Origin of the sequence: Acidisarcina sp. (assembly GCA_035539175.1) — a bacterium.
In the GTDB taxonomy this organism is placed as follows: Bacteria; Acidobacteriota; Terriglobia; order Terriglobales; family Acidobacteriaceae; genus JANXZS01.
The window spans coordinates 255193-276203 of record DATLIY010000007.1; the positions used below are offsets into that span (position 1 = coordinate 255193).

24 protein-coding genes and 1 tRNA gene are annotated in these 21011 nt (G+C 59.1%); 13 read left to right on the forward strand and 12 right to left on the reverse strand.

Going from position 1 to position 21011, the window contains the following annotated elements; genetic code table 11:
* Positions 1-138 precede the first annotated feature (138 nt).
* From VM554_03735 to VM554_03745, 3 genes are all read left to right on the forward strand, one after another.
* Positions 139-2064 (forward strand): right-handed parallel beta-helix repeat-containing protein, encoded by a 1926-nt coding sequence (locus tag VM554_03735; protein HVJ07468.1) that lies wholly within the window; start codon positions 139-141, stop codon positions 2062-2064.
* A gap of 103 nt (positions 2065-2167) precedes the next feature.
* The gene (locus tag VM554_03740) at positions 2168-3169 is read left to right on the forward strand and encodes an alpha/beta hydrolase (GenBank protein HVJ07469.1); all 1002 of its coding nucleotides are present in this window, start codon (positions 2168-2170) and stop codon (positions 3167-3169) included.
* Between the two features lie 73 nt (positions 3170-3242).
* A complete protein-coding gene (locus tag VM554_03745; GenBank protein ID HVJ07470.1) occupies positions 3243-3488 on the forward strand; it encodes a hypothetical protein in 246 nt (81 codons plus the stop codon).
* A 22-nt stretch (positions 3489-3510) separates the two neighbouring features.
* On the opposite strand, the gene VM554_03750 is transcribed toward VM554_03745, so the two are convergent.
* On the reverse strand, positions 3511-4605 hold the full coding sequence (locus VM554_03750; GenBank protein HVJ07471.1) for a sugar kinase: 1095 nt from the start codon (positions 4603-4605) through the stop codon (positions 3511-3513).
* 213 nt (positions 4606-4818) lie between these two features.
* Here VM554_03750 and VM554_03755 point away from each other — a divergent pair, with 213 nt between their 5' ends.
* The 3 genes from VM554_03755 (at position 4819) to VM554_03765 (ending at position 6697) form a co-directional block, all read left to right on the forward strand.
* Positions 4819-5250 carry a cytochrome c gene (locus tag VM554_03755; GenBank protein HVJ07472.1) on the forward strand — a complete coding sequence of 144 codons (432 nt, stop codon included), beginning with the start codon at positions 4819-4821 and terminating at the stop codon, positions 5248-5250.
* A gap of 232 nt (positions 5251-5482) precedes the next feature.
* A complete protein-coding gene (locus VM554_03760) occupies positions 5483-5950 on the forward strand; it encodes a MarR family transcriptional regulator (GenBank protein ID HVJ07473.1) in 468 nt (155 codons plus the stop codon).
* Positions 5951-5992: 42 nt separating this feature from the next.
* Positions 5993-6697: a pirin family protein gene (locus VM554_03765; GenBank protein ID HVJ07474.1), complete on the forward strand. Its 705-nt coding sequence runs from the start codon at positions 5993-5995 to the stop codon at positions 6695-6697.
* Positions 6698-6787: 90 nt separating this feature from the next.
* On the opposite strand, the gene ribA is transcribed toward VM554_03765, so the two are convergent.
* Positions 6788-7447 (reverse strand): GTP cyclohydrolase II, encoded by a 660-nt coding sequence (gene ribA, locus VM554_03770; GenBank protein ID HVJ07475.1) that lies wholly within the window; start codon positions 7445-7447, stop codon positions 6788-6790.
* Positions 7448-7580: 133 nt separating this feature from the next.
* Here ribA and VM554_03775 point away from each other — a divergent pair, with 133 nt between their 5' ends.
* Positions 7581-8894 carry a histidine kinase gene (locus tag VM554_03775; GenBank protein HVJ07476.1) on the forward strand — a complete coding sequence of 438 codons (1314 nt, stop codon included), beginning with the start codon at positions 7581-7583 and terminating at the stop codon, positions 8892-8894.
* Between the two features lie 42 nt (positions 8895-8936).
* On the opposite strand, the gene bshA is transcribed toward VM554_03775, so the two are convergent.
* From bshA to VM554_03790, 3 genes are all read right to left on the reverse strand, one after another.
* The gene (gene bshA / locus VM554_03780; GenBank protein ID HVJ07477.1) at positions 8937-10076 is read right to left on the reverse strand and encodes an N-acetyl-alpha-D-glucosaminyl L-malate synthase BshA; all 1140 of its coding nucleotides are present in this window, start codon (positions 10074-10076) and stop codon (positions 8937-8939) included.
* Between the two features lie 112 nt (positions 10077-10188).
* Positions 10189-11100 (reverse strand): ChbG/HpnK family deacetylase, encoded by a 912-nt coding sequence (locus tag VM554_03785; protein HVJ07478.1) that lies wholly within the window; start codon positions 11098-11100, stop codon positions 10189-10191.
* Between the two features lie 70 nt (positions 11101-11170).
* The gene (locus VM554_03790) at positions 11171-11404 is read right to left on the reverse strand and encodes a hypothetical protein (protein HVJ07479.1); all 234 of its coding nucleotides are present in this window, start codon (positions 11402-11404) and stop codon (positions 11171-11173) included.
* A 126-nt stretch (positions 11405-11530) separates the two neighbouring features.
* Between VM554_03790 and VM554_03795 the strand changes: the two genes are divergently transcribed.
* Positions 11531-11607 (forward strand) — tRNA-Val (locus tag VM554_03795).
* A gap of 19 nt (positions 11608-11626) precedes the next feature.
* Here the strand turns inward: VM554_03795 and VM554_03800 are convergent.
* The 6 genes from VM554_03800 to VM554_03825 form a co-directional block, all read right to left on the reverse strand.
* Positions 11627-12475, reverse strand: a complete 849-nt coding sequence (locus VM554_03800) for a hypothetical protein (GenBank protein HVJ07480.1) — start codon at positions 12473-12475, stop codon at positions 11627-11629.
* A 104-nt stretch (positions 12476-12579) separates the two neighbouring features.
* Positions 12580-13152 carry a DinB family protein gene (locus VM554_03805; GenBank protein ID HVJ07481.1) on the reverse strand — a complete coding sequence of 191 codons (573 nt, stop codon included), beginning with the start codon at positions 13150-13152 and terminating at the stop codon, positions 12580-12582.
* A 30-nt stretch (positions 13153-13182) separates the two neighbouring features.
* Complete coding sequence (locus VM554_03810) at positions 13183-14112, reverse strand: glycine betaine ABC transporter substrate-binding protein (protein HVJ07482.1); 930 nt, start codon at positions 14110-14112, stop codon at positions 13183-13185.
* A complete protein-coding gene (locus VM554_03815; GenBank protein ID HVJ07483.1) occupies positions 14109-14750 on the reverse strand; it encodes an ABC transporter permease in 642 nt (213 codons plus the stop codon). The genes VM554_03810 and VM554_03815 overlap by 4 nt, the downstream gene beginning before the upstream one ends.
* Positions 14747-15430, reverse strand: a complete 684-nt coding sequence (locus VM554_03820; GenBank protein ID HVJ07484.1) for an ATP-binding cassette domain-containing protein — start codon at positions 15428-15430, stop codon at positions 14747-14749. Before VM554_03820 ends, VM554_03815 begins: the two co-directional genes overlap by 4 nt.
* 162 nt (positions 15431-15592) lie before the next feature.
* Entirely contained in the window at positions 15593-16516 is a 924-nt protein-coding gene (locus tag VM554_03825) for an AAA family ATPase (GenBank protein ID HVJ07485.1), read from the reverse strand.
* Between the two features lie 242 nt (positions 16517-16758).
* On the opposite strand from VM554_03825, the gene gap reads away from it, so the two are divergent.
* The 5 genes from gap to tpiA are packed head-to-tail and all read left to right on the forward strand — an operon-like array spanning position 16759 to position 20613.
* Positions 16759-17766, forward strand: coding sequence for a type I glyceraldehyde-3-phosphate dehydrogenase (gene gap / locus VM554_03830; GenBank protein HVJ07486.1), 1008 nt, complete (start codon positions 16759-16761; stop codon positions 17764-17766).
* Between the two features lie 21 nt (positions 17767-17787).
* Complete coding sequence (locus VM554_03835) at positions 17788-18195, forward strand: RidA family protein (GenBank protein HVJ07487.1); 408 nt, start codon at positions 17788-17790, stop codon at positions 18193-18195.
* A gap of 4 nt (positions 18196-18199) precedes the next feature.
* Complete coding sequence (locus tag VM554_03840) at positions 18200-19411, forward strand: phosphoglycerate kinase (protein ID HVJ07488.1); 1212 nt, start codon at positions 18200-18202, stop codon at positions 19409-19411.
* A gap of 40 nt (positions 19412-19451) precedes the next feature.
* Entirely contained in the window at positions 19452-19856 is a 405-nt protein-coding gene (locus VM554_03845) for a hypothetical protein (GenBank protein ID HVJ07489.1), read from the forward strand.
* 7 nt (positions 19857-19863) lie between these two features.
* On the forward strand, positions 19864-20613 hold the full coding sequence (tpiA, locus tag VM554_03850) for a triose-phosphate isomerase (GenBank protein HVJ07490.1): 750 nt from the start codon (positions 19864-19866) through the stop codon (positions 20611-20613).
* 81 nt (positions 20614-20694) lie between these two features.
* Here the strand turns inward: tpiA and VM554_03855 are convergent, their stop codons facing one another.
* Positions 20695-21006 (reverse strand): Rieske 2Fe-2S domain-containing protein, encoded by a 312-nt coding sequence (locus tag VM554_03855; GenBank protein HVJ07491.1) that lies wholly within the window; start codon positions 21004-21006, stop codon positions 20695-20697.
* Positions 21007-21011 lie beyond the last annotated feature (5 nt).

A 21011-nucleotide genomic window follows, 5' to 3' on the forward strand; every position in this document is an offset into this window, starting at 1 on the left:
GATTCCCAAACGGCGCGGCTGCCAATAGCACAAACGTAACAGTCACGACTACGACTCCAGATGGATCGAGTTGCGAGGCGAAACGTCGTTCAATGGAACTACGAAATCCAATTTTTTGCTCCTCCTTTCGAGGTACCTATGAAGTTCCCAAAGGTCCTCATTGCGCTCGTTGCAATGGCCGCTTTATCTGTATGCGCGCTTGCTCAGTCAAACGTGATTGAAAATCAGACAACCTATCTGTATGTCGATGCCAACTCCGGCTCAGACCTCAACCCTGGAACCCAGGCGTTACCCTTCCTCACCATAGGAAAAGCCGCCAGCCAGGCGAAAACAAATAATGTCAACGGCATTGGCACCAAAGTCTTTATAAATCCAGGCGTGTATCGGGAACTCCTGAACATCCAGCCAACCTATAAGCAGACAGCAGCACCCATCACATTCCAGGCCACCCAGACCGGTACAGCGGTCATCGCAGGATCGGATATCCTCACTGGCTGGTCCCCATCAGCGGCCAATCCAAGCATCTATACGCACCCCTGGAACTACAGCTTCGGCTTCTGTCCCATACCCTCTGGCTGGCCAACCGGCTTTGCGCCTGTAATCCAGCGAACAGAGATGGTCTATGTAAATGGGCAGGCGTTGACGCAGGTCATGGATCCTTCGCTCATCCGCTCCGGAACGTTCTATATCGATGAGACGGCCAATCTCATCAGCCTCTGGCCCTCGCCAACTGCGAGCATGGCAACAGCAGTCGTGGAAGCGGCAGTTCGCCCCCAGACTCTAAACGTCTCCGGGCGCACCAACATGGTCTTTCGCGGATTGGTCTTCCGCCACGCCGCTTCCTGCCTTATGCAGGGCGGTGCAACCGTCGGCAGCAGCACCAATATTCTGTTTGACCAGGTTCAGGCGAATTGGAATAACTGGGGTGGCCTGGCGATAAACTCCAGCAACTTCGTCACGGTGCAGAATTCAGTCGCAAACTATAACGGAGGCACAGGGTTCCTGGGCTTTCGGACGCGGAATGCTCTCTATCAGTTCGATGAGAGCGACTACAACAACTGGCGCGGCGCAATGGGAGCCTTTTACAACTGGGGCATGGGCGGAACCAAGCTATTCGCCATGCACGGAGCCACCGTCAATCAGATTCATGCCTATAGGAATCAGGCACAGGGATTATGGTTTGATACGGATAACCGGCAGATCACCATCAACAACGCAACGCTCGCGGAAAACTTCGCCGGCAATCTTCAGCTTGAGGCCAGTGAAGGACCGATCTCCCTTGCCAACAGCACCCTGTGCTCCGGCGGATTGGGAGTGAACGTCATCAATACGGCAAGTCTCACCGCGACCGGAAATACCTTCTACAACAACGGTGGAACTGCCAAGTGGCAAGGGCAGTTCTTCCTTGCCGGCAAACCCGGAGGCCGCGTGATCACCGACTGGGAAACCGGTCAGACCTACACTCTCTATACCCAGAACACGACGCTCAGTAACAATACCTTCGAGGATGCTGGAGCAGGACAGTTTGTGTTTGCCACATACCTGTCTGGAACCGACTGGACCCAGTTCACCTCCACCCTCGCATCCAACAATAACTACTGGTTTGATCCGAACACCGCCAAGAGATTCTCGATCGTAAATGGCAAGCAGGTAGACCTCCCCGGCTGGCAACTGAACACGGCGGAGGATATGGCATCCATCTGGTCGAGCAACAGCCAGACCTCCAATTGCGCGGTTCCCAGCACCCCCTACCCGGACTTCTCGGTGAACGCTGACAACCATACATACACGATGGTGGCAGGCAGCGGCACCATCCAGCTATGGGTGAACTCGTTCTCGTTCGGAACGGTGAACCTCGCGGTGGCGGGATTGCCATCCGGCGTCACCGCATCCTTCTCCACCAACACACTCATCAGCGGCAATCCCGTGCTCACGCTGGCCGCTGCTTCGACCGCGGTCAACCAGACCGTGCCGATTACCATCATCGTCAATCGTGGAAGCCGCGTGCATACCATCACGGTCTACGTGCACGTTGTTCCAGCCACAACCACAACGACTCTCTAGAAATAAGCAGTATGAATCCGCAGAGAGGCTCGCGGGACTACCCCCGGGCCTCTTTGTCATTCTCTAAGACCGGCCTCATTCATCGATGGATTACTATTGTCGCGTGCGAATACACCTGTCGATTGCCACCGCTCTCCTCGCCACAGCGATTCTTTCCTCAGCCCAGGCTCAGCAAACCACGCTCCCCTTATGGCCGCAAGGCACCCCCGAGCCCTGGCACGTCGACGGGCCAGAGCGCAACGTCACCACGCCTTCGGACCATCTCGTCGCCGGGAGACCCGTGGTGCGAATTGCCGATGTAGCCGTGCCCACACTCTCCCTTTATCAGCCGCCTGCTGCCAAAGCTACCGGCGCCGCCGTCCTTGTCTTTCCCGGCGGCGGCTACGTCAGGCTCGCCTGGGACCTGGAAGGCACCGAGGTCTGCGACTGGCTCAACTCCATCGGAGTCACCTGTGTGCTGGTCAAGTACCGGGTTCCGATTGAGAAACATTACCCTGACAGCTTCATCGCCCTGGAAGACGCGCAACAGGCCATGCGCCTCACCCGTTCGCATGCTGCGGAGTGGCATATCGATCCTCACAGGATTGGCGTTCTCGGCTTTTCCGCCGGGGCCCATCTCGCCGCCATCATCAGCAATCATGACGATTACGCACCGGCTGGCTCCTCGGCCAATGCTATCGACGCGCGGCCTGACTTTGCCGCTCTAATCTACCCCGGCTATCTCGCCTATCCCTCCAGCCCGGAGGATATGAAGGGTCCGGCTGACGCCCCCGTCACCCGTCTGGCTCCGGGGCAGGAGCCGAGCGCACACACGCCCCCCACATTCCTGGTTCAGGCGGAGGACGACTTCGTCCGCGAAGAGAATTCGCTGTTCTACTTCCAGGCCCTTAAGGAAGCCAAAGTCCCCGCCGAACTCCACCTCTTCGCGCAGGGTGGCCACGGCTATGGGCTGCGTCCTACGGAGCTCCCCGTTACACACTGGCCGGTTCTCATGGAGACCTGGCTCCATACCATCCACGTCCTTGAAACACCCGCTGCACAAGCTGCGGCACCACGTAAGGCCCGTCCGCCTGCCAGCGCCAGAGGACATCGGGGAGAGCGTTAGAGGCAAAATCTCGACTGCCCGCTTGACTTTCTCCTTTTCTTCGCCTACGCTGCTTGCAGCAATGGAGGAAGAGATGGCTGTCCACCTGAAAATGGATTTCCGCGTCGTCGAGCTTGCTGGAAACCTGAGCGTTCTGCAGTGTGACCGCGGAGATGCCAGTTGCCTGTATGAGGTCGAATTCAATCCGCGTCTCACCGGCTCGCTCGTGGGAGCCATCCGCCAATTGAGAACCCACCGCTGCGGGGAGGCCCATGCCGCCTCCCCCAAATCCACTTCAGCTCGTCGAATCCTCAACTATCCCGCGGCCTCGTCTCGTTGAGACGGATCGCGCATAACGGTTTTTATCGCGTAATCCGGGCAGATCCGCCCTTCATCACGCGTTCCACCTCTGCCAGCGATGCCGTACTGGTATCCCCGGCCGTAGTCATCGCCAGCGCACCATGAGCCACGCCGCACTCTACTGCCCACCGTGCAGGCTTACCCGCGAGATACCCGTAGATCAGGCCCGAGGCGAAGGAATCCCCACCTCCGACGCGGTCCAGGATGTCGACCTCCCGCTGGGGCACGTGCACCACGTCTCCCTTGTACAGGGCCATAGCGCCCCACGCGTTTCGAGACGCGGTGCGCGCCGTCCGCAAGGTTGTCGCAATAATCTTCAGATTGGGATACGCCGCCGCTACCTCGCGCAGCATTCTTTCGTAAGCCGCGCCAGGAAGCTCTTCAAAATCCTCCGTCACGCCGTCTAACTCAATCCCCAGCATGGCAGAGAAATCTTCTTCATTTCCGAAGAGGACATCGAGGTGGCGAACCATCTCGCGGTTCACCTCCTGCGCTTTTTGCTTCCCCCCAATTCCCTTCCATAGCGAGTCGCGATAGTTCAGGTCGTAAGAGGTAACCGTTCCATGACGGCGCGCCGCAAGCACGGCCTCCGCGCACACGTCCCGGCTGCCGCCCGACAGCGCGGCGAAGATTCCTCCCGTGTGGAACCAGCGCACGCCCGCGCCAAAGATGGCGTTCCAGTCGATCTCGCCCGGCTTCAGCAATGACACAGCCGTGTTGCCGCGATCGGAGCATCCCACGGCAGCGCGTACGCCAAAACCGCGCTCGGTGAAATTCAATCCGTTGCGCACTGCGCGACCTACGCCGTCATACGGAACCCAGCGAATCAGCGAAGGATCCACCCCGCCCTGCAAAATCAGATCCTCCAGCAATCGACCCACGGGATTCTCCGCCAGGGCCGTCACAATGGCAGTACGCAGACCGAAGCAGCGCCGCAGGCCCCGCGCCACGTTGTACTCGCCGCCGCCCTCCCATGCCGTAAAGCTGCGTGTGGTATGGATGCGCCCCTCGCCCGGATCGAGCCGCAACATCACCTCGCCCAGACTCACACAGTCCCACTTCGCATCGTGCGCTGCCTTCAATACCAGTTCTTCCATGGTTTCTGCTGTGCCTTTCCGTTGGGAAATGTAACCAGATTACCCTTCCTTCCGCGATTGCGCGAACGAGCCTCGCCTCGATACTTCCGGTGTGTCTTCCATCACAACTCCGCCAGATGGGGCCATAATTCCCGCATCCGCTGGAACCGAGCGGGAGTACTATTGGCGTGTCCGAATCCATAACGCTTTCCGCTTCTGAAATGGAGGCTATTTATGTTGAAACCTGTCTTGTTGATTACCGCTCTGTTAGGCGCGGGGCTCACTGCGCTCACGCAGGAGAGCACCCCGCCTTCCACCAGCACTTCCTCCCAGATTCCCGTAAGCGCCATACACCAGGTGAATCCCATAAAGCCCACAACGGAATCCATCGCGGCTGCAAAGAAGACCTACGGATATGACTGCGCCATGTGCCATGGTGAGAAGGGCGACGGCAAGGGAGAAACAGCAGCAGACATGAAGCTTCCGATGAAGGACCTTCACGATCCCGCCACGCTGAAGGGCATGACCGATGGAGAGATCTACTACATCATCGTCAACGGCAAGGGAAAAATGCCGCCAGAGGGAGATCGCGCGAAGCCAGACCGGGTCTGGAACCTGGTAGTTTACCTGCGCTCCTTCTCCGACCCCTCCGTACTGCCGAAGTAGCGACCACGTAGCCGAATCTAACCAGAAGCGGTGCAGCCTCCGTCAAGGAGCGGCACCGCTTCCGTGCGTATAGCAACAACAGTCTTCGCAATCTTCCTTCAGTTGCATCCCACCGCTGCCCCCTTCATGCCGCCTTTTCCCGCCCTTTCTTTCCGCCCGCTCTTTCTATCAGTTTTTGAATCTTTTCTCGATATCGAGATATCTTATATCGTGATATTAGAAGTTCAGAGAGATGAGTAAAATCGCCCCTATCACCGCTCCACGCCTTTGGCTGGTTCTTGCCCGGGCCTATGGATCGATTGCCTCCTATGTGGAGAGCTGCGTCTCCGCTCAAGGGCTATGCCTGAGCGACTTCATGGTTCTGGAAGTTCTGCTGCATAAGGGACCGCTGACCATCTCCGCGATTGGCGAAAAGGTTCTTCTCGCGAGCGCCTCCATGACCTCGGCCATCGATCGTCTGGAAGAACGCGGCCTCGTCCAGCGCAAGAGCAGCAAGGAAGACCGCCGCATCCGCATCGTGCAGTTGACGCCCAAGGGAGAAGAGTTGATCTCCGAAATCTATGTGCAGCATCGGCAGGACCTTGAGTTCATCACCACCGAGCTGTCCGCCGCGGAACGCAAGGCGCTCTATGCGGGCCTGAAGAAGCTGGGACTTGCGGCCAAGATGGCCCTGACCAGAGAGAAGCAGCTCACCGTCTGATCCAGAGATTTACGAGCTTATTTCCAGAAGAGAGAAACGATTATGCTTACCATCCGTAAAAGTAACGACCGGGGTCATGCCCAGCATGGCTGGCTTGACTCACACCATACCTTTTCCTTTGCCAACTACTATGATCCCGCACACATGGGCTATCGCGACCTGCGCGTGATCAATGAAGATCGCGTTCAGCCGGGACAGGGCTTCGGCGCTCACCCTCACCGCGACATGGAGATCCTGAGCTATGTGCTTGCAGGCAAGTTGGCACACAAAGACAGCATGGGCCATATCGAGTTGCTGGGACCGAATGAGATTCAGCGCATGTCCGCAGGCACCGGCGTGGTGCACAGTGAGTTCAACGGCTCAAACACGGAGCCGGTTCACTTCCTGCAGATATGGATTGAGCCGAAAACGACAGGGACTGTGCCCAGCTACGAGCAACTGAAGTTTGCACCCGAAGAGAAGCTGAACCGCTTCAAGCTGCTTGCATCTCCCAGAAAGGTAGCGGGAGCGGCCACAATCAATCAGGACGCCAGCGTCTCCGTGGCAGAGCTGACGCCCGGCAACAGCCTGACGTATGACCTGGCCGAGAATCGTCACTCATGGGTTCATATCATCCGCGGCGAGGTCACCGTCAACGGAGTTTCGCTCAGCAGCGGAGATGCCGTCGCGGCGGACAACGAGCAGAAGCTGGAGATTACGGCAAAGGGCTCGAACAACAGCGAGGTTCTTGTCTTCGACCTCGCATAATCCGCGAAGTCATTTCTACGCCGGGCGCGGGAATCCTCCTGCGCCCGGACTTTTTTCACACTGCATAGCCTGGAATTACAGCCTTGAAATTTATGAGGCAGGTTCGAGCGATCGATCCGAGATATGGCCCATCTTGTCCTGCTTGGTCTGCACGTAGCGCTGGAACGTCTCAAGCGGCTCAACCTCAGCGGAGACACGCTCCACCACCTGGATGCCCAGTGCTTCCAGAGCTGCAACCTTCTCGGGATTATTGGTCATCAGGCGAACCGAGGAAACACCCAGTTTCTTCAGTACCTCGCCAGGAAGCTCAAATTCGCGACAATCCGCCTTGAAGCCCAGGTCGAGATTTGCCTCGACCGTGTCGCGCCCATTGTCCTGCAGTTCATACGCTTTGAGTTTTGCCATCAGGCCAATGCCGCGGCCCTCCTGCTGCTCATACAGCAGAATGCCCGCACCTTCCCGCGAGATGGTTTCGAGCGCCAGCTCCAATTGCGGGCGGCAGTCGCAGCGCAGGGAGCCAAAGACATCCCCGGTAAGGCATTGTGAGTGGATACGGACGATTGGCGGTGCGGAGTGAATATCCCCCATCACCAGCGCAACCAGCCCTTCCTTTGTCTTCTCGCTATTCAGGAAGTCCGCGGAACAGGGACGCGGCTTATCGAGCAGCCCCTCGAAACCGAGAATACGGAAGTGACCCCAGCGGCTGGGAAAATCCGCATCCGCTACCTGGACAACTTTAACGAACGCCATATCTTGATTATACCGGGATCGGCGCCCTCGAAATCTTCCGATCTGGCACGCACCAGCGTCCCGCACTTCTGCTTACAATGGCCGCCCTATCTATACTTTCCCCGCCGGCGGCTCACCGGGGTACAGTAGAAACGTGATTGAGACAAAACTCATCCTGAGCACACTGCTGGTGAAGCTGGGTGTCGCCGCTGCAGTGTCGGCCGGTCTGGCCAGGTCACGCGTCTTCAAGCGCCTCCTCTTCTCCGACAGGAGAACCACGCGAGAAACGATGGGCCTGTTGGCCTTTATCCTGGTTCCCCTCACTCTTGGCGTAGGGATGCGGCGGTGGGTGCCCAACTTTCTTGCCGGTGATATCGCGTTTGAAACAGTCATCATTATCGCGGTCCTCATCGGACCTTTTTCAGCACTGATGTCTGCGGCCATTTTGTCTATCCCGGCAATGCTTTACCACGAATACCTCACCCTTCCCTTTAACTTGACAGTGGCGGTAGTCTCGGGCATCTTCGGGCGCTTCGTGGAGCGGGATGAGGTGTGGTCTTTCTCTCCCTTCGTCGATCTGAGCATCTATCGCTGGATTCGGAGAAACCTGCGAAAGCCTCGCTTCGACCGGCAGATTCTGCTGCTCATCCTGATTGTGGCTCTGGAAATTGGCCGTGAATGGCTCAACACGCTTTATCCCCACCTTCTATTCGCACTCACAACGGATAGCTGGGGAATCCGGCTGCTGATCTATACCTGCGCTGCGATGGTTGTCGGCATTCCGCTCAAGATATGGAATGCGCTCCGCATCGAGCAGAAGCTGGAAGAGCAGCAGCGCCTGCTCCTGGAGGCTCGCTTCGATGCCCTGCAGCGGCAGATCAATCCGCACTTTCTGTTCAATACTCTCAACTCCATCGCTTCCCTTGTTCGCTTCCGGCCCGAGCTCGCACGCGAGATGATCGTGAAGCTGGCCAACATTCTCCGCGCCCTCCTGCGCGACCACGATTCCTACGTGCCTCTTCACGAAGAGCTGAATTTCACCGACGACTATCTGAGCATCGAGGTCGTGCGTTTTGGCGCGGAAAAGCTAAAGGTGGTGAAGGAGATTGACCCCGAAACGCTGGGAATCCTGGTTCCCAGCATCCTGCTGCAGCCTTTAATCGAGAACAGCATCAAGCATGGGCTGGAGCCACGCGTTGGCGGAGGCACTATTACGGTTCGCAGCCGTCTGGTAGGTGGCAGGCTGGTCGTCGAGGTGGAAGACGACGGTGTCGGAATCAGCCAGCGCCCCGAGGACAGCATCATTCCGCGTGGTTCCGGCATCGGCATGCGAAATGTGCAGGAGCGCCTGGAGGTTCTTTACGGCAACGAGGCTCTCTTCTCCGTCAGAAGCCGCCCCGGCCGCGGCACACTTGTGGTAATCGAGTTGCCCGTAGCCGAGCGCGGCGAAGCTGTCCGGCGGAGCTAGCTCTCCGCCTGTCCCATTTGGTTCCTCGTTCGGTCGTCTGGGCTATCTGGTTTGGGCCAGCACCTTCTCGTAATACTCCACATACCTGGGAACGATGCGTGAAGCACAGAAGTTATCCTGCGCGGTACGGCGTGCCGCCAGCCCCATCTCCCTTAGTTCCTCGGGATGACTGAGCAGATGAATCGCAGCCTCGGCCATGCCATCCACGTCTCCCACAGGCAACAATCGTCCCGTTCTGCCGTCGTCGATAAGCTCCGGAACGCCGCCCACAGTGGTCGCAATCGCCGGAACCTGGCAGGCCATGGCCTCCAGCGCAGCCAGTCCGAAGGACTCCATCTCGCTGGGCATCAGGATAAGATCCGCGACCGGCAGCAGCTCATTGACGCTCTCCTGCTTCCCCAGGAAATGGACAGAGTTCTGAATCCCCTTGCTGTGCGCCAGCCACTCCGCTGCCGAGCGATCGGGGCCGTCGCCAACAAGGAGAAGTTGTGCCGGCATGCGATGCACAATCCGCGAAAAGACCTCCACCACATCCACCACCCTCTTCACCGGCCGGAAGTTGGAAAGATGCAACAAAATCTTTTCGCCGTTGGGCGCGAATACCTTGCGTGCCGCCTCCCGCCTCTCGTCCAGCGGAGCATACACATCGCAATTCACAAAGTTGGGAATCACCTCGATCTCGCGCTGGACCTCAAATTCCTCAACCGTCTTCTCGCGAAGATAGCTGGAGATTGCCGTCACGCCATCGCTCTCCTCAATCGCAAAGCGCGTGATGGGAAGATACGAGCGGTCCAGGCCCACCAGGGTGATGTCGGTACCATGCAGGGTCGTCACGAACGGCAGCTTGCGATTGCGCGCAGCCAGCATCTGACGGGCCAGCAGCGCGCTGACGGAGTGCGGAATCGCATAGTGCACATGCAGCAGATCCAGCTCGTAATACTCCGCCACCTCAGCCATGCGCGTCGCCAGCGCCAGGTCGTAGGGCGGATACTCGAAGAGCGGATAGTTCGACACCGACACCTCGTGATACGAGATGCCCCGCTCGCGCCCGGTCAGCCGGAAGGGCTGAGAATAGGTGATGAAATGAACCTCATGTCCGGCGACCGCAAGTTCAATCCCCAGTTCCGTGGCAACCACGCCGCTACCGCCGTAGGTTGGATAACAGGTAATTCCTATCTTCAATTTTGACTCCCTGAACGCAGGATTCGAGATTCTTGTATGGCCACGAGCTTTTTCTATGGTCAATGGTTCGATGAACCGGCAAGTCGCCGGGAGCGGAAATTCTTTTGCGGTATCAGTGCGACTTGGCGGGAGCCGCGGCCAGATTTCCACTGGTCACGTCTCCGTTTGTTGCGCTCCCACCCGCCAGGTTCCCAAAGTGGATCAGCGAGATTCCCGCAGCGTGGGGCAGAACCTCCAGCAGTGCCTCCCGCTCGATCTCCCGCGATTCCCGCAGGCGGGTTCGAACCGCGGCTAGCTCCGCATCCTGATATCCGGGATGACAGCAGAGCTCCCAAACCCCCTCCGGCATAGCCGCGACAAAGGCGCGCAGGATGGAAGCATTCAGCGTTCCGGTCGCCAGCACGCCGATCGCGCCCTCGGTTGTCGCGATTCGCGCCTGGCGCACCGCATCAAGAAAGCCTCTCCGCATCCACCGCAGTCCCCTGACCTGCAGCCTGCGCACCAGCCCGGCATTCGATGTCAGCCGCACGCTCCACTCCGGCTCAAATGGGTTGCGAATCGCCGGAACGCCGCACGTGATCGCAGCGCGCAGCAGTGGCCGGTAGACCCCGGGAAACATGTGCGTGTGCTTGTGCGTATCGACGTGCGTCACCCGCACCCCTGCGCTCTGCAGGCGGCGAATCTGCGCGGTGGCCTCGGCCTCGATCTCAGCCTCCGGAATCCGATTCCGAAGCAGATCCTGCACGAAGCTCCCCAGCGTCCTCCGGAAGAGGCCCGTCGCGCCCACGGTCAGCCGCGGAAGCTGATCTCCTGCGAGCCAGGACCTGCCGTCAACCAGGGTCACGTGGCACCCTGTCCCAAGACTGGACTGCGCGACTGCTGCAAGGGCAGCCGGCTCAAAGCACTCCGCCGTCGCCATCAGGGTGGTCGAAGGCAGCACGCCGCGCTCATTCAGATCGAGGATCGCGCGGTTGACGCCCGGAGTTAGACCAAAATCATCCGCATTGACAATAAGTCGCTTCACTGGCGAAAGTGTATCAAGAGAAAATTAGACCATGCGTGTGCAAGGTCACTGACCCATTCCTGTCTGGTAATCAGAATTCAAAATTGAAATAGATTGGATTCGGCTTTTGATATCCGTTTCTAGAGGTTGGAAGATGATTTTTCAAGGCTTCAAGTTCGCATTGGGCATCGGTATCGGGTCTGTGCTCCTCCTCGCTGCAGCGGTTCTGGCGTCCGCGGTAGTCTTCCGGTTCGAGCGCCTGGCACACCAGCGGGGTTGGATACCCGAGCCAAATCGCGCAATGCCGAAAGCGCGGACGAACCATGTTTTGCCCTTCGGACCACGAAATACAACTCCCTCACCCCCTCGCAGCAAAGCAGAATAGAAGAAGCTGATAGACTGGCATTAGAGAACGCAGCGAATCACTCCTGCACTCTTATTTCTCCCCAAGGGGCGGTTAGCTCAGCTGGTTAGAGCGCCTGCTTTACACGCAGGATGTCGGGGGTTCGAATCCCTCACCGCCCACCAACCGTATTCCTCCCGCCTTCTATTTCCGCGATCGGCCAAAATTAAAGCGGCGGCCTAGAATCCCCTTCACCATCAGGTGATCGGTGGCCTGCGTAGCTCCAATCCCCACGCCAAAGTTGAATTCCCATTGTTGAGAAATGTTGAGATCGACGGAAGGCACGAACTGCTGCTGCTGGTCCCGGAAGGGATCCGGATTGCTCAGGCGGCCCACCGAGCCGTAGTACTCCAACCCGGCAGAGATAGACTTGTCCTGCCCCTCTTTCTTCCAACGGAGGACGTCATAAGCGACCTTTGCGTTAGGAGAAAAAGTGAATCCCTGGCTGGTTCCCGGGCCATGGAGCGACCGGTCGAATACCGGATTCAACGACACGTACCAGCGCCCCATTTGCTTGTCCAGGATTGGACGCAGCTCCAGCGACCAGGTATCCGGCGAAAAGCGCGCTCGCTGATACCCCACCTCACCGGAAAGGCTCGCACCCACCGGCCAGTGCCATGACTCCGGCACGCGGACACGTGGCCGGATGTGATCCCCAACCCACTCCCAGCCATCGCCAGAGTGCGCGCTGCTGAACACATAAAATCCCGTCTCAAACCATGGAGTAATGCCGCGTGTAATCTCCAGCGTCTCGTGGAGTGCATGGTTTGTCGCTTCTGTGCCATCGGCGGCCAGGTGGCTTCCGGGGAGTGGCTTGCTGCCCTCCACCGTAAAGTTGCTATGGATCTCAACCATCGTGGTGCCACTCTCCACGGTGTCCGATCCATAAACCTGGATTTCGTAGTTACCCTGGGCGTGGGCCGTCTCCACATGCAGGAGCAGCGCCGCACACGCAAGCGAGAGGAACAGCAAATACTTCGAGTGTTGGAACAAATGTCTCCCCATGCAGTGCAGAAATAAGCTGGTTCCGGAATCGTAATTTGCCGCTCGCACCGCACTCCTGCGTTACGCCGAGCCGGCGTGGCCCGCGGAGCGAGTTACCCCCGCTGCGCCAGCAGTATCTTCGCTGTGGTCACGGCCTGCCCGACGTGGCGTTGCGTGTGGTCCGCTACGTGGACGACCAATCCAGCCACTGTAGTTGGCAGTTGCTTTCTGCCGACGGTGCGAGGCGCTTCCAACCCGCCGCCACGAATTGCCTGAACACGATGCATGGCATTCTCGAGGGCCTGGGTAACTTCCTCCAGCAAGCCGTCGCGAGTGGCCCCGGGGTCCATCTCCGCCTTGAGCGCAAGCAGTTGATTAGCATTCAATTCCCTGCCCTCTGCGTAGGTCAGCAAGCGGTCAGCGCTGCGTCCCATGTGGCGCAGATGAAAGGCTATCGGTGGCAGACCATGCGGGCGCGCATTCACCTCATCGTCGCTCAGGTTCCCGCACCAACGCCTTAGGTCTTCCTGAGCCAGTTCAAGGGCATGCACGACGGCACGCAACACGGCGGGAGTCTCGGTATGAGTTCCGCGCAGCCACGGCTCCGGCCCTGTTGTGGGCGGTACCGGAGCAGCTTCCGTACCCTTAAGCTGAGTGCTCTTTTCGTCGCTCATCTTCTCTGCCATGGCTTCCATTCCTTAAAGTAATCGATACTGTTACAAACCCTTGCGTGCGCGAAATTCCCGAACCACATCGGCCGGATCGCGATGCTCTCCATCGACCGCGTTGTTCATGGATTGCATCTCTTCCGCACTTACCTTATCACCCAGACCGGCAAGGGCACTACGCAACTGCGGCCAGCGTTCCAGCGCAGATTCCCGCACCAGCGGAACCGCCTCATACGGAGGGAAATAATGCTTGTCATCTTCGAGCGCCACCAGTCCGAAGGCCCTTATGGGGCCATCCGTCGAGTTTCCGGCAACAATGTCCACCTGCCTTGCATTCAACGCGCGGTACAGCAGGCCGAGATCCATCACCCTCGGCGTCCCTGCAAAATGCAGTCCATAGGTCGCTGACATTCCTCGCAGTCCATCAGGCCGTTCCTGGAACTCATAGCCCACCCCGAGCCGCAGCGTTGGTGCAACCTTTGCGATATCGCTGAGGGTGCGCAAGCCCAGTCGCCGTGCATCGTCGCCGCGCATGACCATCGCAAACGTGTTCTCAAAACCCAGCGGCGGAGTCATCTCCACTCCATACTTTTCACGATAAAGCCGCGCAACGGTTTCTCTCGTCCTCGCAGCTTCGCGCTGCAACGGCTGCTTGAGAATCGCCGTCAGCGCCGTGCCGGTGTACTCCACATATCCATCGATGCGGCCCGAGATAAGCGCCTGATGCGCGATGTAACTTCCGGCGAGATAGAAACGCCGCTCCACCCGCAGCCCTGTCGTCGCTTCGATATGCTGCGCCAGCAACTCCCCAAGAATTACCTGCTCCGTAAAATTCTTTGCCCCGATAACGGGATGATCCGGGCGCGGTGGGCTGCAGGCTCCCACGAGCATCAGGCCGCACAGCAACCCGGCAAGGCATGCAATCCGAACGGTCCGCCTGATGGTGCGCCTGATGGTCTGTCTGATACTCAGCCTCACGCCTGCTCCCGTCCAGGGACACGCAACCAGCGCTCCGCCAGTCCCAGCAATGCATCCGCGCCGAGCGCCAGCGCCGCAGCGGGCAAAGCCCCCGCCAGCACCAGCCGGTTATCCACCGAAGCCACTCCGCGAAAGATAAATTCGCCTAGCCCGCCTGCGCCGACCGCTGCCGCAATGGTCGCAATTCCAACGCAGGTGACCGTTGCCGTGCGCACCCCGGCAAGGATGACGCCTGCGGCCAGCGGCAGCTCCACCTTGAAAAGCCGCTGCGAGCCCGTCATGCCCAACGCCTGCGCAACGTCGATCACCGCCGGCTCCAGCCCCCGGATTCCCGCGTATGTGTTGCGCAGGATCGGCAGCAGCGCATACCCCGTCAGCGCGACGATCGCGATGCGTGCAGCGCGTTCCCCCAGCCACGGCAGCGGCAGCAGCAACCCAAACAGCGCAAGGCTTGGAATGGTCTGAATGATATTGGCAATCCCGATCACCCAGCGGGCCCAGCGAGCATGCCGCGTCAGCCAGATCCCGGTTGGGATTCCAATGGCGATGGCGAACAGCATAGCTGCTCCCGTAAGCCACAAATGCTCCACTGTCAGCGTCAGGATCTCTGTTCCATGTTCCGCGATGAAGCCACTCATGAGCATGCCGCCTCCCGCCTGCGAAAGGCGCGCACATAGGCCTGCACAGCTGGAATGTCAGACCGCAGAAACTCCGCGGAAGCCAGATCCGCAACCAGGCGGCCCTTCTCCACCAGCACAAGGCGCGAAGCCAGGAAGAGCGCTTCGTCCAGATCGTGGGTCACCAGCAGCACCGTCTTCTTCAGCCGCAGCAGCAGGTGGCACATCATCTCCTGCATCTCCGCGCGCGTCAGCGGATCGAGCGCGCCAAACGGCTCGTCCATCAGCAGGATTGCAGGATCGGCAGCCAGTGCCCGCGCCAGGCCCACACGCTGCCGCTGCCCACCGGAGAGCTGGTGAGGATAGCGCTTCTCCAGGCCAGCCTCGCTCAGCCCCACCAGTTGGAGCATTTCCGCTACGCGAGCGCGGATCGCGTCTTTCTGCCATCCTTCAAGCTCAGGAACCAGGCCAATGTTTCGTTCGATGGTGAAATGCGGAAACAGCCCCGTCTCCTGAATCACGTATCCGATGCCGCGCCGCAACTGGATAGGATCGGAGGCTATGGTCGCCACGCCCTCGACAAGAACGGTGCCGCTGGTTGGCTCCAGCAACCGGTTCACCATGCGCAGGAGAGTCGTCTTTCCCGAACCGCTGCGGCCCAGCACCGCGGTTGTCGTGCCGGCCTCGAGCGAGAGGTTCACTCCCTCGAGTAGCGAACGCCCCTCAGCGGTCCTGAATCCAACCCCCTGAAATTCGATTGCCCGGAATTCAATTGCCGCGATGACTTCACCTCGCAGGGTAGTAGCTGCAATAGAAAAAGCCGGGCACGTACCTCCCGGCTTTCTCTAATGACGAACTACGAATTACTCATCCGTCGCCTTCTCCAGCGCAGCCTCTGGCTGAGGAGCAGGCGCGCCCTTGACCCGTACCACCGTGATCTTCGAGAAGCCTTCCCGGAAGCTCGGCGGCCGCAGCCGCTCCGCCATCTTCTGCATCGCTTCCGCGCTTACCACGCGTTCGCGACGGTTGTTCCGCTGCATGCAGACTTCAAATGGCACGTCGAAGAACACGGCCTGCACCTCGTAGCCGAAGCTCTTCGCCATCTTGATCCATTGACGCCGCTCGTGCGGAGAAAGATTCGTTGCGTCGACATAGTTCCACGGCATCTTTGCGATCAGCCGCGCCCGCAGCAGCGAACGCAGCGTGGAAAAGACCAGCCCCTGGTAGCGCTGCTCCGTGATGTCGTCGAAGAGAATGCTGCGCAGCATGTCGCTGGACAGAGGCATAACTCCGCGGCGCTTGAACCACGTCGTCTTGCCGGAACCGGGCAACCCGATGGCGAGCACCACGTAACCACGCGGACTCTTCGAATTGGCTGCCGGGGCTTCCGGCGGCGGCATGCCCAGCGAGTCGGGCTGTGTCTCTACTTCCACCCGGCTATCGCCCTCCGGCTCCAGCCCACCTAGTTCCGGCCCCTCCGCATCCAGATCCTCCACATGGGAATCATCCGGATGCACTGCGGCCGGGGCCTGCTGGGCCACGGAGATTTGAGCGGCGTCTTCCGCGCCAGTCTCTGCCCACTGCGTATCCTGCCCCGGAGCTGGTGCATGCACCGGGGTCTTGGTTTCGTTACCTTCTGGCTCTTGGGCTTCTGCCTGTGCCAGTCTTGCAGGTCGACCCTCGGGATAAACCGGACGCAGCGGTGTTGGCTGGTCTGCTGGGATCTCCTGCCCTATCTTGCCCGTAGACTCCGAAGTATTCGGTCCACGTTTGGAGCGTTTTCTCATTTGTTCGCGCATCCATTCGCGCATGTTGAGGATGTAACACACTCGAAGCCCTGTCGCAAATCCGCCCTTAAATCGTTCCTCTCTTGCTCATGGAAACAGTGCGCTTCATCGCGTTTTCTCTTGGTTGTGCTTGACAACGATGATAATATCGCTTGTTTGGTGGTTTCCGGGCAGGGGGCCCGGAGTGTCGCCATAACGGCTGAATCAAAACGATTTACCTACTAAACAGGAGAGTAATCAGCATGGCAGTCAAGGTTGGCATTAATGGTTTCGGCCGCATCGGCCGTAACGTTCTTCGCGCTGCGCTCGGCAACCCCGAGATAGACTTCGTCGCCGTCAATGACCTCACAAGTCCGAAAACCCTCGCGCACCTCCTCAAATACGATTCCATCCTTGGCAACCTGAAGAACGATATCGTTGCGGGTGACGACTTCATCTCGGTCGATGGCAAGAAGATCAAGGTCTTCTCTGAGAAAGATCCTGCCCTGTTGCCCTGGGCTTCCGTCGGCGCGCAAGTTGTCGTCGAGTCCACCGGCCGCTTTACCGATGCAACCAAGGCGAAGGCTCACCTCGGCCCCACGGTCAAGAAGGTCATCATCTCCGCACCGGCCACCAACGAGGACATCACCATCGTCCTCGGAGTCAACGATTCCAAGTACGATCCGGCCAAGCACAACATCATCTCGAACGCATCCTGCACCACCAACTGCCTTGGGCCTGTCGCCAAGGTTCTGCAGGACACCTTCGGCATCGTCTCCGGCATCATGACGACCATCCACAGCTACACCAACGATCAGGTCATCCTCGACTTCCCGCACAAGGACCTGCGCCGCGCACGCGCCGCTGCGTTGTCGATGATTCCGACCTCGACCGGTGCCGCCAAGGCCCTCAAGCTCGTCATTCCCGAGCTGGCCGGCAAGCTGGATGGTTTCGCCATCCGCGTCCCAACCCCCAATGTCTCCGTCGTCGATCTGACCTTCGTCAGCGAGAAGCCCATCACGGTCGAGAGCATCAACGCGGCCATGAAGACTGCTTCCGAAGGCGCCCTGAAGGGCATCCTCGGCTACGACACCAATGAGCTGGTCTCCAGCGATTTCAAGGGCGACGCCCGCTCCTCGATCTTTGACGCGCCTCTCACCAAGGTCGTCGGAACCCACATGGGCAAGATCATCAGCTGGTACGACAACGAGTGGGGCTATTCCAACCGCGTCGTTGACCTCGTCGGCTTCCTTGCGAAGAAGGGTCTGTAGTCACTCGACGAGAGGTTCAGGATGCAATCAGGAGACGACCGGCAGAGAATTTCGGGCCAGTCTCCTTATGAACCGGTAATCGGATTTTCCCGGGCTGTGCGCTGCGGACGCTTCATCAGTGTCTCTGGCACCGGCCCGGTAAATCCCGACGGCGGTTCAGCAGGAGGGGATGACCCCGCGCTACAGATGGCATCCTGTCTGGAAATCATTCGGGAAGCCCTCAATTCCGCGGGTGCCCGATTCGAACACATCGTACGAACCCGCATCTATCTCACCCGTGCGGCAGACTGGGAACCAGTCGGCCGTGTCCACGGCAAGTACTTTGCCCTATGCCGTCCAGCCTCCACCATGGTCATCGTAGCGGCGCTCCTGCGCCCCGAATGGAGAGTGGAAGTGGAAGCGGACGCCATCATTCCAGAGGAAGGCTAATCCTATGCCCAAGCTTTCGATTCAGGATCTCGATCTCAACAACAAACGTGTCTTTATGCGCGTGGACTTCAATGTGCCGCTCACCGAAGACGGCTCGGAGATCACTGACGACACCCGCATCCGCGCTACCCTGCCAACAATCCTGTATGCGTTGCGGCATCATGCGAAGCTGATTCTCGCCTCGCACCTGGGCCGCCCCAAGGGCAAGCCCACACCGAAGTACAGCCTCCGGCCGGTCGCGGATCGCCTGCGTATCCTGCTCGACAAGGAAGCCGGCCAGTCCGTCAATGTCGCCTTTGCGCCGGACTGCATCGGAGACGTTGCCTCCGAAATGGCTCGCCAGCTTGAGTCCGGACAAGTACTGCTGCTGGAGAACCTGCGCTTCCACGCCGAAGAAGAGAAGAATGACCCGGCCTTTTCGAAAGAACTGGCTTCGCTATGCGAGATTTACGTCAACGACGCCTTCGGCTCGGCCCACCGCGCCCACGCGTCCACCGAAGGAATTACCCACTTCGTCAAGCAGTCAGCGGCTGGATTGCTGATGGACAAGGAACTCAACTACCTGGGCAAGGCCCTCGAAGCCCCGGAGCGGCCCTTCGTAGCCATCCTCGGCGGTGCCAAGGTCTCAGACAAGATTCAGGTAATCGAAAACCTGCTGGGAAAGGTCGATACGCTTCTGATCGGCGGCGGCATGGCCTACACCTTCCTCAAGGCAAAGGGTCAGGATGTCGGCAAGTCGCTATTGGAAGTCGACAAGATCGAGACCGCAAAGGAAGCCCTGAAAGCTGCCGAGGCCAAGGGAGTTCGCTTCCTTCTTCCGGTCGACCATGTTCTAGCCGACAAGTTCGCCGCCGACGCTGCCACGCAGATCTTCTCCGGCGACAGTGCCTTCCCCGCGGATTGGATGGCATTGGACATCGGACCGAAGACCATCGAGCTCTTCTCGAAGGAAATCGCCGGCGCCAAGACCATCGTGTGGAACGGCCCCATGGGAGTTTTTGAAATGCCGGCGTTTGCCGTCGGCACCACAGAGATTGCCAAGGCCGTCGCCAGCTCCGGCGCCATCTCCATCATCGGGGGCGGCGATTCCGTCTCTGCTGTAAAGAAGGCGGGAGTGGCGGACAAGGTCACCCACATCTCCACCGGCGGCGGCGCCTCATTGGAGTTTCTGGAAGGCAAGAAACTCCCCGGCGTCGAAGCCCTGAGCAACAAGTAGCCTCAAACCGTCCAGGCGGCGCGAGCGGAAGAGGAATACGGTGCAAGATACGAGGCTTTTGGATCTCGAATTCGAACTACCGTTCCTTCTGCTCGCGTTGGGCCTTCTGCTCTCGGTCGGATTCTGGCTCGTCGGTATGTTCACCAGGAGCTTCCAGGGCTACCGCTGGAGAATCACGGTGGCTCCCTTCTCCTTCGCATTCATGGGGGTTCTGGGGCTCTTTGCTACGGTTCGTTTTAAAGTTGAGTACCTCTCCGATTGGTTGTCCAACAGCCCGCTCCTCAGCCCTCACTTTGAGCTCATCAGCCTGTTGATCTACCTCTTCGGCTACCTCATTTTCGGAGCGTTGGGCTGCTGGCTGGCGGTTCGCGTGGCCCACAGGCTGGATCGCGCGAACACACTGAAAACGCTCTATACCGTTCTAAAAACCAAGAAACAGGACTAGAAAAATCATGCGCAAGGTATTGATCGCTGCAAATTGGAAGATGTACAAGACACCTGCCGAAGCCAAGGCCTTCACCGATGCATTTCTGCCCCTGGTGAAGAACCATACCCGCGACGAGATCGCGCTGTTCCCTTCCGCCACCTCGCTCGCCACCGTCATTGAAGCCGCCAAGGGCTCTAACGTCGCCGTGGGATGCCAGAACATCCACTTCGCAGAAGAAGGCGCCTATACCGGCGAAACCTCAGCCAACATGGTGATCGCCGTCGGGGGAACGCACACTCTCATTGGGCACTCCGAGCGCCGCCAGTATTTTGCCGAGACCGACCAGATCGTGAACCAGAAGCTGCACACGGCTCTGAAGCACAGCCTGGTCCCGGTCGTCTGCATCGGCGAAGTTCTCGCCGAGCGCGAAGCGGGCAAGACCGAAGAGGTCCTGCGGACGCAAACCGTGGGAGCGCTCGCCGGCATCACTCCCGAGATGGCCAGGACCATCGTCATTGCGTACGAGCCTGTCTGGGCCATCGGCACGGGCAAGACGGCAACGCCGGAGATGGCCGTCGAAGCTCACAAGATCATTCGTGCGGAAGTTGCCAAGCTGCTCGGCCAGCCCGTGGCAGACGCAATGCGCATCCTCTACGGCGGCAGCGTGAAGCCGGAGAATGCAACCTCCCTGCTCAACGAGGTCGAAATCGACGGAGCACTGGTCGGTGGCGCGAGCCTCAAGCCAGACTCCTTCGCCAAAATCGTCCAGTACTAAGCACGATCAGACACATAGCGCGGCGCGGCTTTCGGAATCAGGAAGCCGCGCTTTTCTTTGGCTCGCCCTCCGCAATTCGCTTCAGCCAATATCCGCTAACACGTCTTGTCCCAATATCTTGACGGAATATACCTGAACCGATTCCTGAGGTTTATGGGCATAAGCGCCTGTCGCGGCATGGAATGCCCAGGCGTGCAGCGGACAGATGACATGCCCCTCCTCTACCGTTCCCTGGCCCAGCGGACCTTGCCGATGAGGGCACACATTGTTCAACGCGGAGATTGTGCCTCCCACATTGGCCAGGCATAGAGTGAGATTGCCCGCTCGAATCTCTGCCACAGTGCCCTCGGCGGGAAGATCGGCGATCCCGCATATCCGCACGAATTGCCCCATTCCTC

Excerpts from the sequence above, each read along its gene's own strand:
- VM554_03735 (HVJ07468.1), top strand. The coding sequence starts at position 139 with ATGAAGTTCCCAAAGGTCCTCATTGCGCTCGTTGCAATGGCCGCTTTA.
- VM554_03745 (HVJ07470.1), top strand. The coding sequence starts at position 3,243 with ATGGCTGTCCACCTGAAAATGGATTTCCGCGTCGTCGAGCTTGCTGGA.
- VM554_03750 (HVJ07471.1), bottom strand. The coding sequence starts at position 4,605 with ATGGAAGAACTGGTATTGAAGGCAGCGCACGATGCGAAGTGGGACTGT.
- VM554_03755 (HVJ07472.1), top strand. The coding sequence starts at position 4,819 with ATGTTGAAACCTGTCTTGTTGATTACCGCTCTGTTAGGCGCGGGGCTC.
- VM554_03760 (HVJ07473.1), top strand. The coding sequence starts at position 5,483 with ATGAGTAAAATCGCCCCTATCACCGCTCCACGCCTTTGGCTGGTTCTT.
- VM554_03765 (HVJ07474.1), top strand. The coding sequence starts at position 5,993 with ATGCTTACCATCCGTAAAAGTAACGACCGGGGTCATGCCCAGCATGGC.
- ribA (HVJ07475.1), bottom strand. The coding sequence starts at position 7,447 with ATGGCGTTCGTTAAAGTTGTCCAGGTAGCGGATGCGGATTTTCCCAGC.
- VM554_03790 (HVJ07479.1), bottom strand. The coding sequence starts at position 11,404 with ATGGTTCGTCCGCGCTTTCGGCATTGCGCGATTTGGCTCGGGTATCCA.
- VM554_03805 (HVJ07481.1), bottom strand. The coding sequence starts at position 13,152 with ATGGCAGAGAAGATGAGCGACGAAAAGAGCACTCAGCTTAAGGGTACG.
- VM554_03815 (HVJ07483.1), bottom strand. The coding sequence starts at position 14,750 with ATGAGTGGCTTCATCGCGGAACATGGAACAGAGATCCTGACGCTGACA.
- VM554_03825 (HVJ07485.1), bottom strand. The coding sequence starts at position 16,516 with ATGAGAAAACGCTCCAAACGTGGACCGAATACTTCGGAGTCTACGGGC.
- gap (HVJ07486.1), top strand. The coding sequence starts at position 16,759 with ATGGCAGTCAAGGTTGGCATTAATGGTTTCGGCCGCATCGGCCGTAAC.
- VM554_03835 (HVJ07487.1), top strand. The coding sequence starts at position 17,788 with ATGCAATCAGGAGACGACCGGCAGAGAATTTCGGGCCAGTCTCCTTAT.
- VM554_03840 (HVJ07488.1), top strand. The coding sequence starts at position 18,200 with ATGCCCAAGCTTTCGATTCAGGATCTCGATCTCAACAACAAACGTGTC.
- tpiA (HVJ07490.1), top strand. The coding sequence starts at position 19,864 with ATGCGCAAGGTATTGATCGCTGCAAATTGGAAGATGTACAAGACACCT.
- VM554_03855 (HVJ07491.1), bottom strand. The coding sequence starts at position 21,006 with ATGGGGCAATTCGTGCGGATATGCGGGATCGCCGATCTTCCCGCCGAG.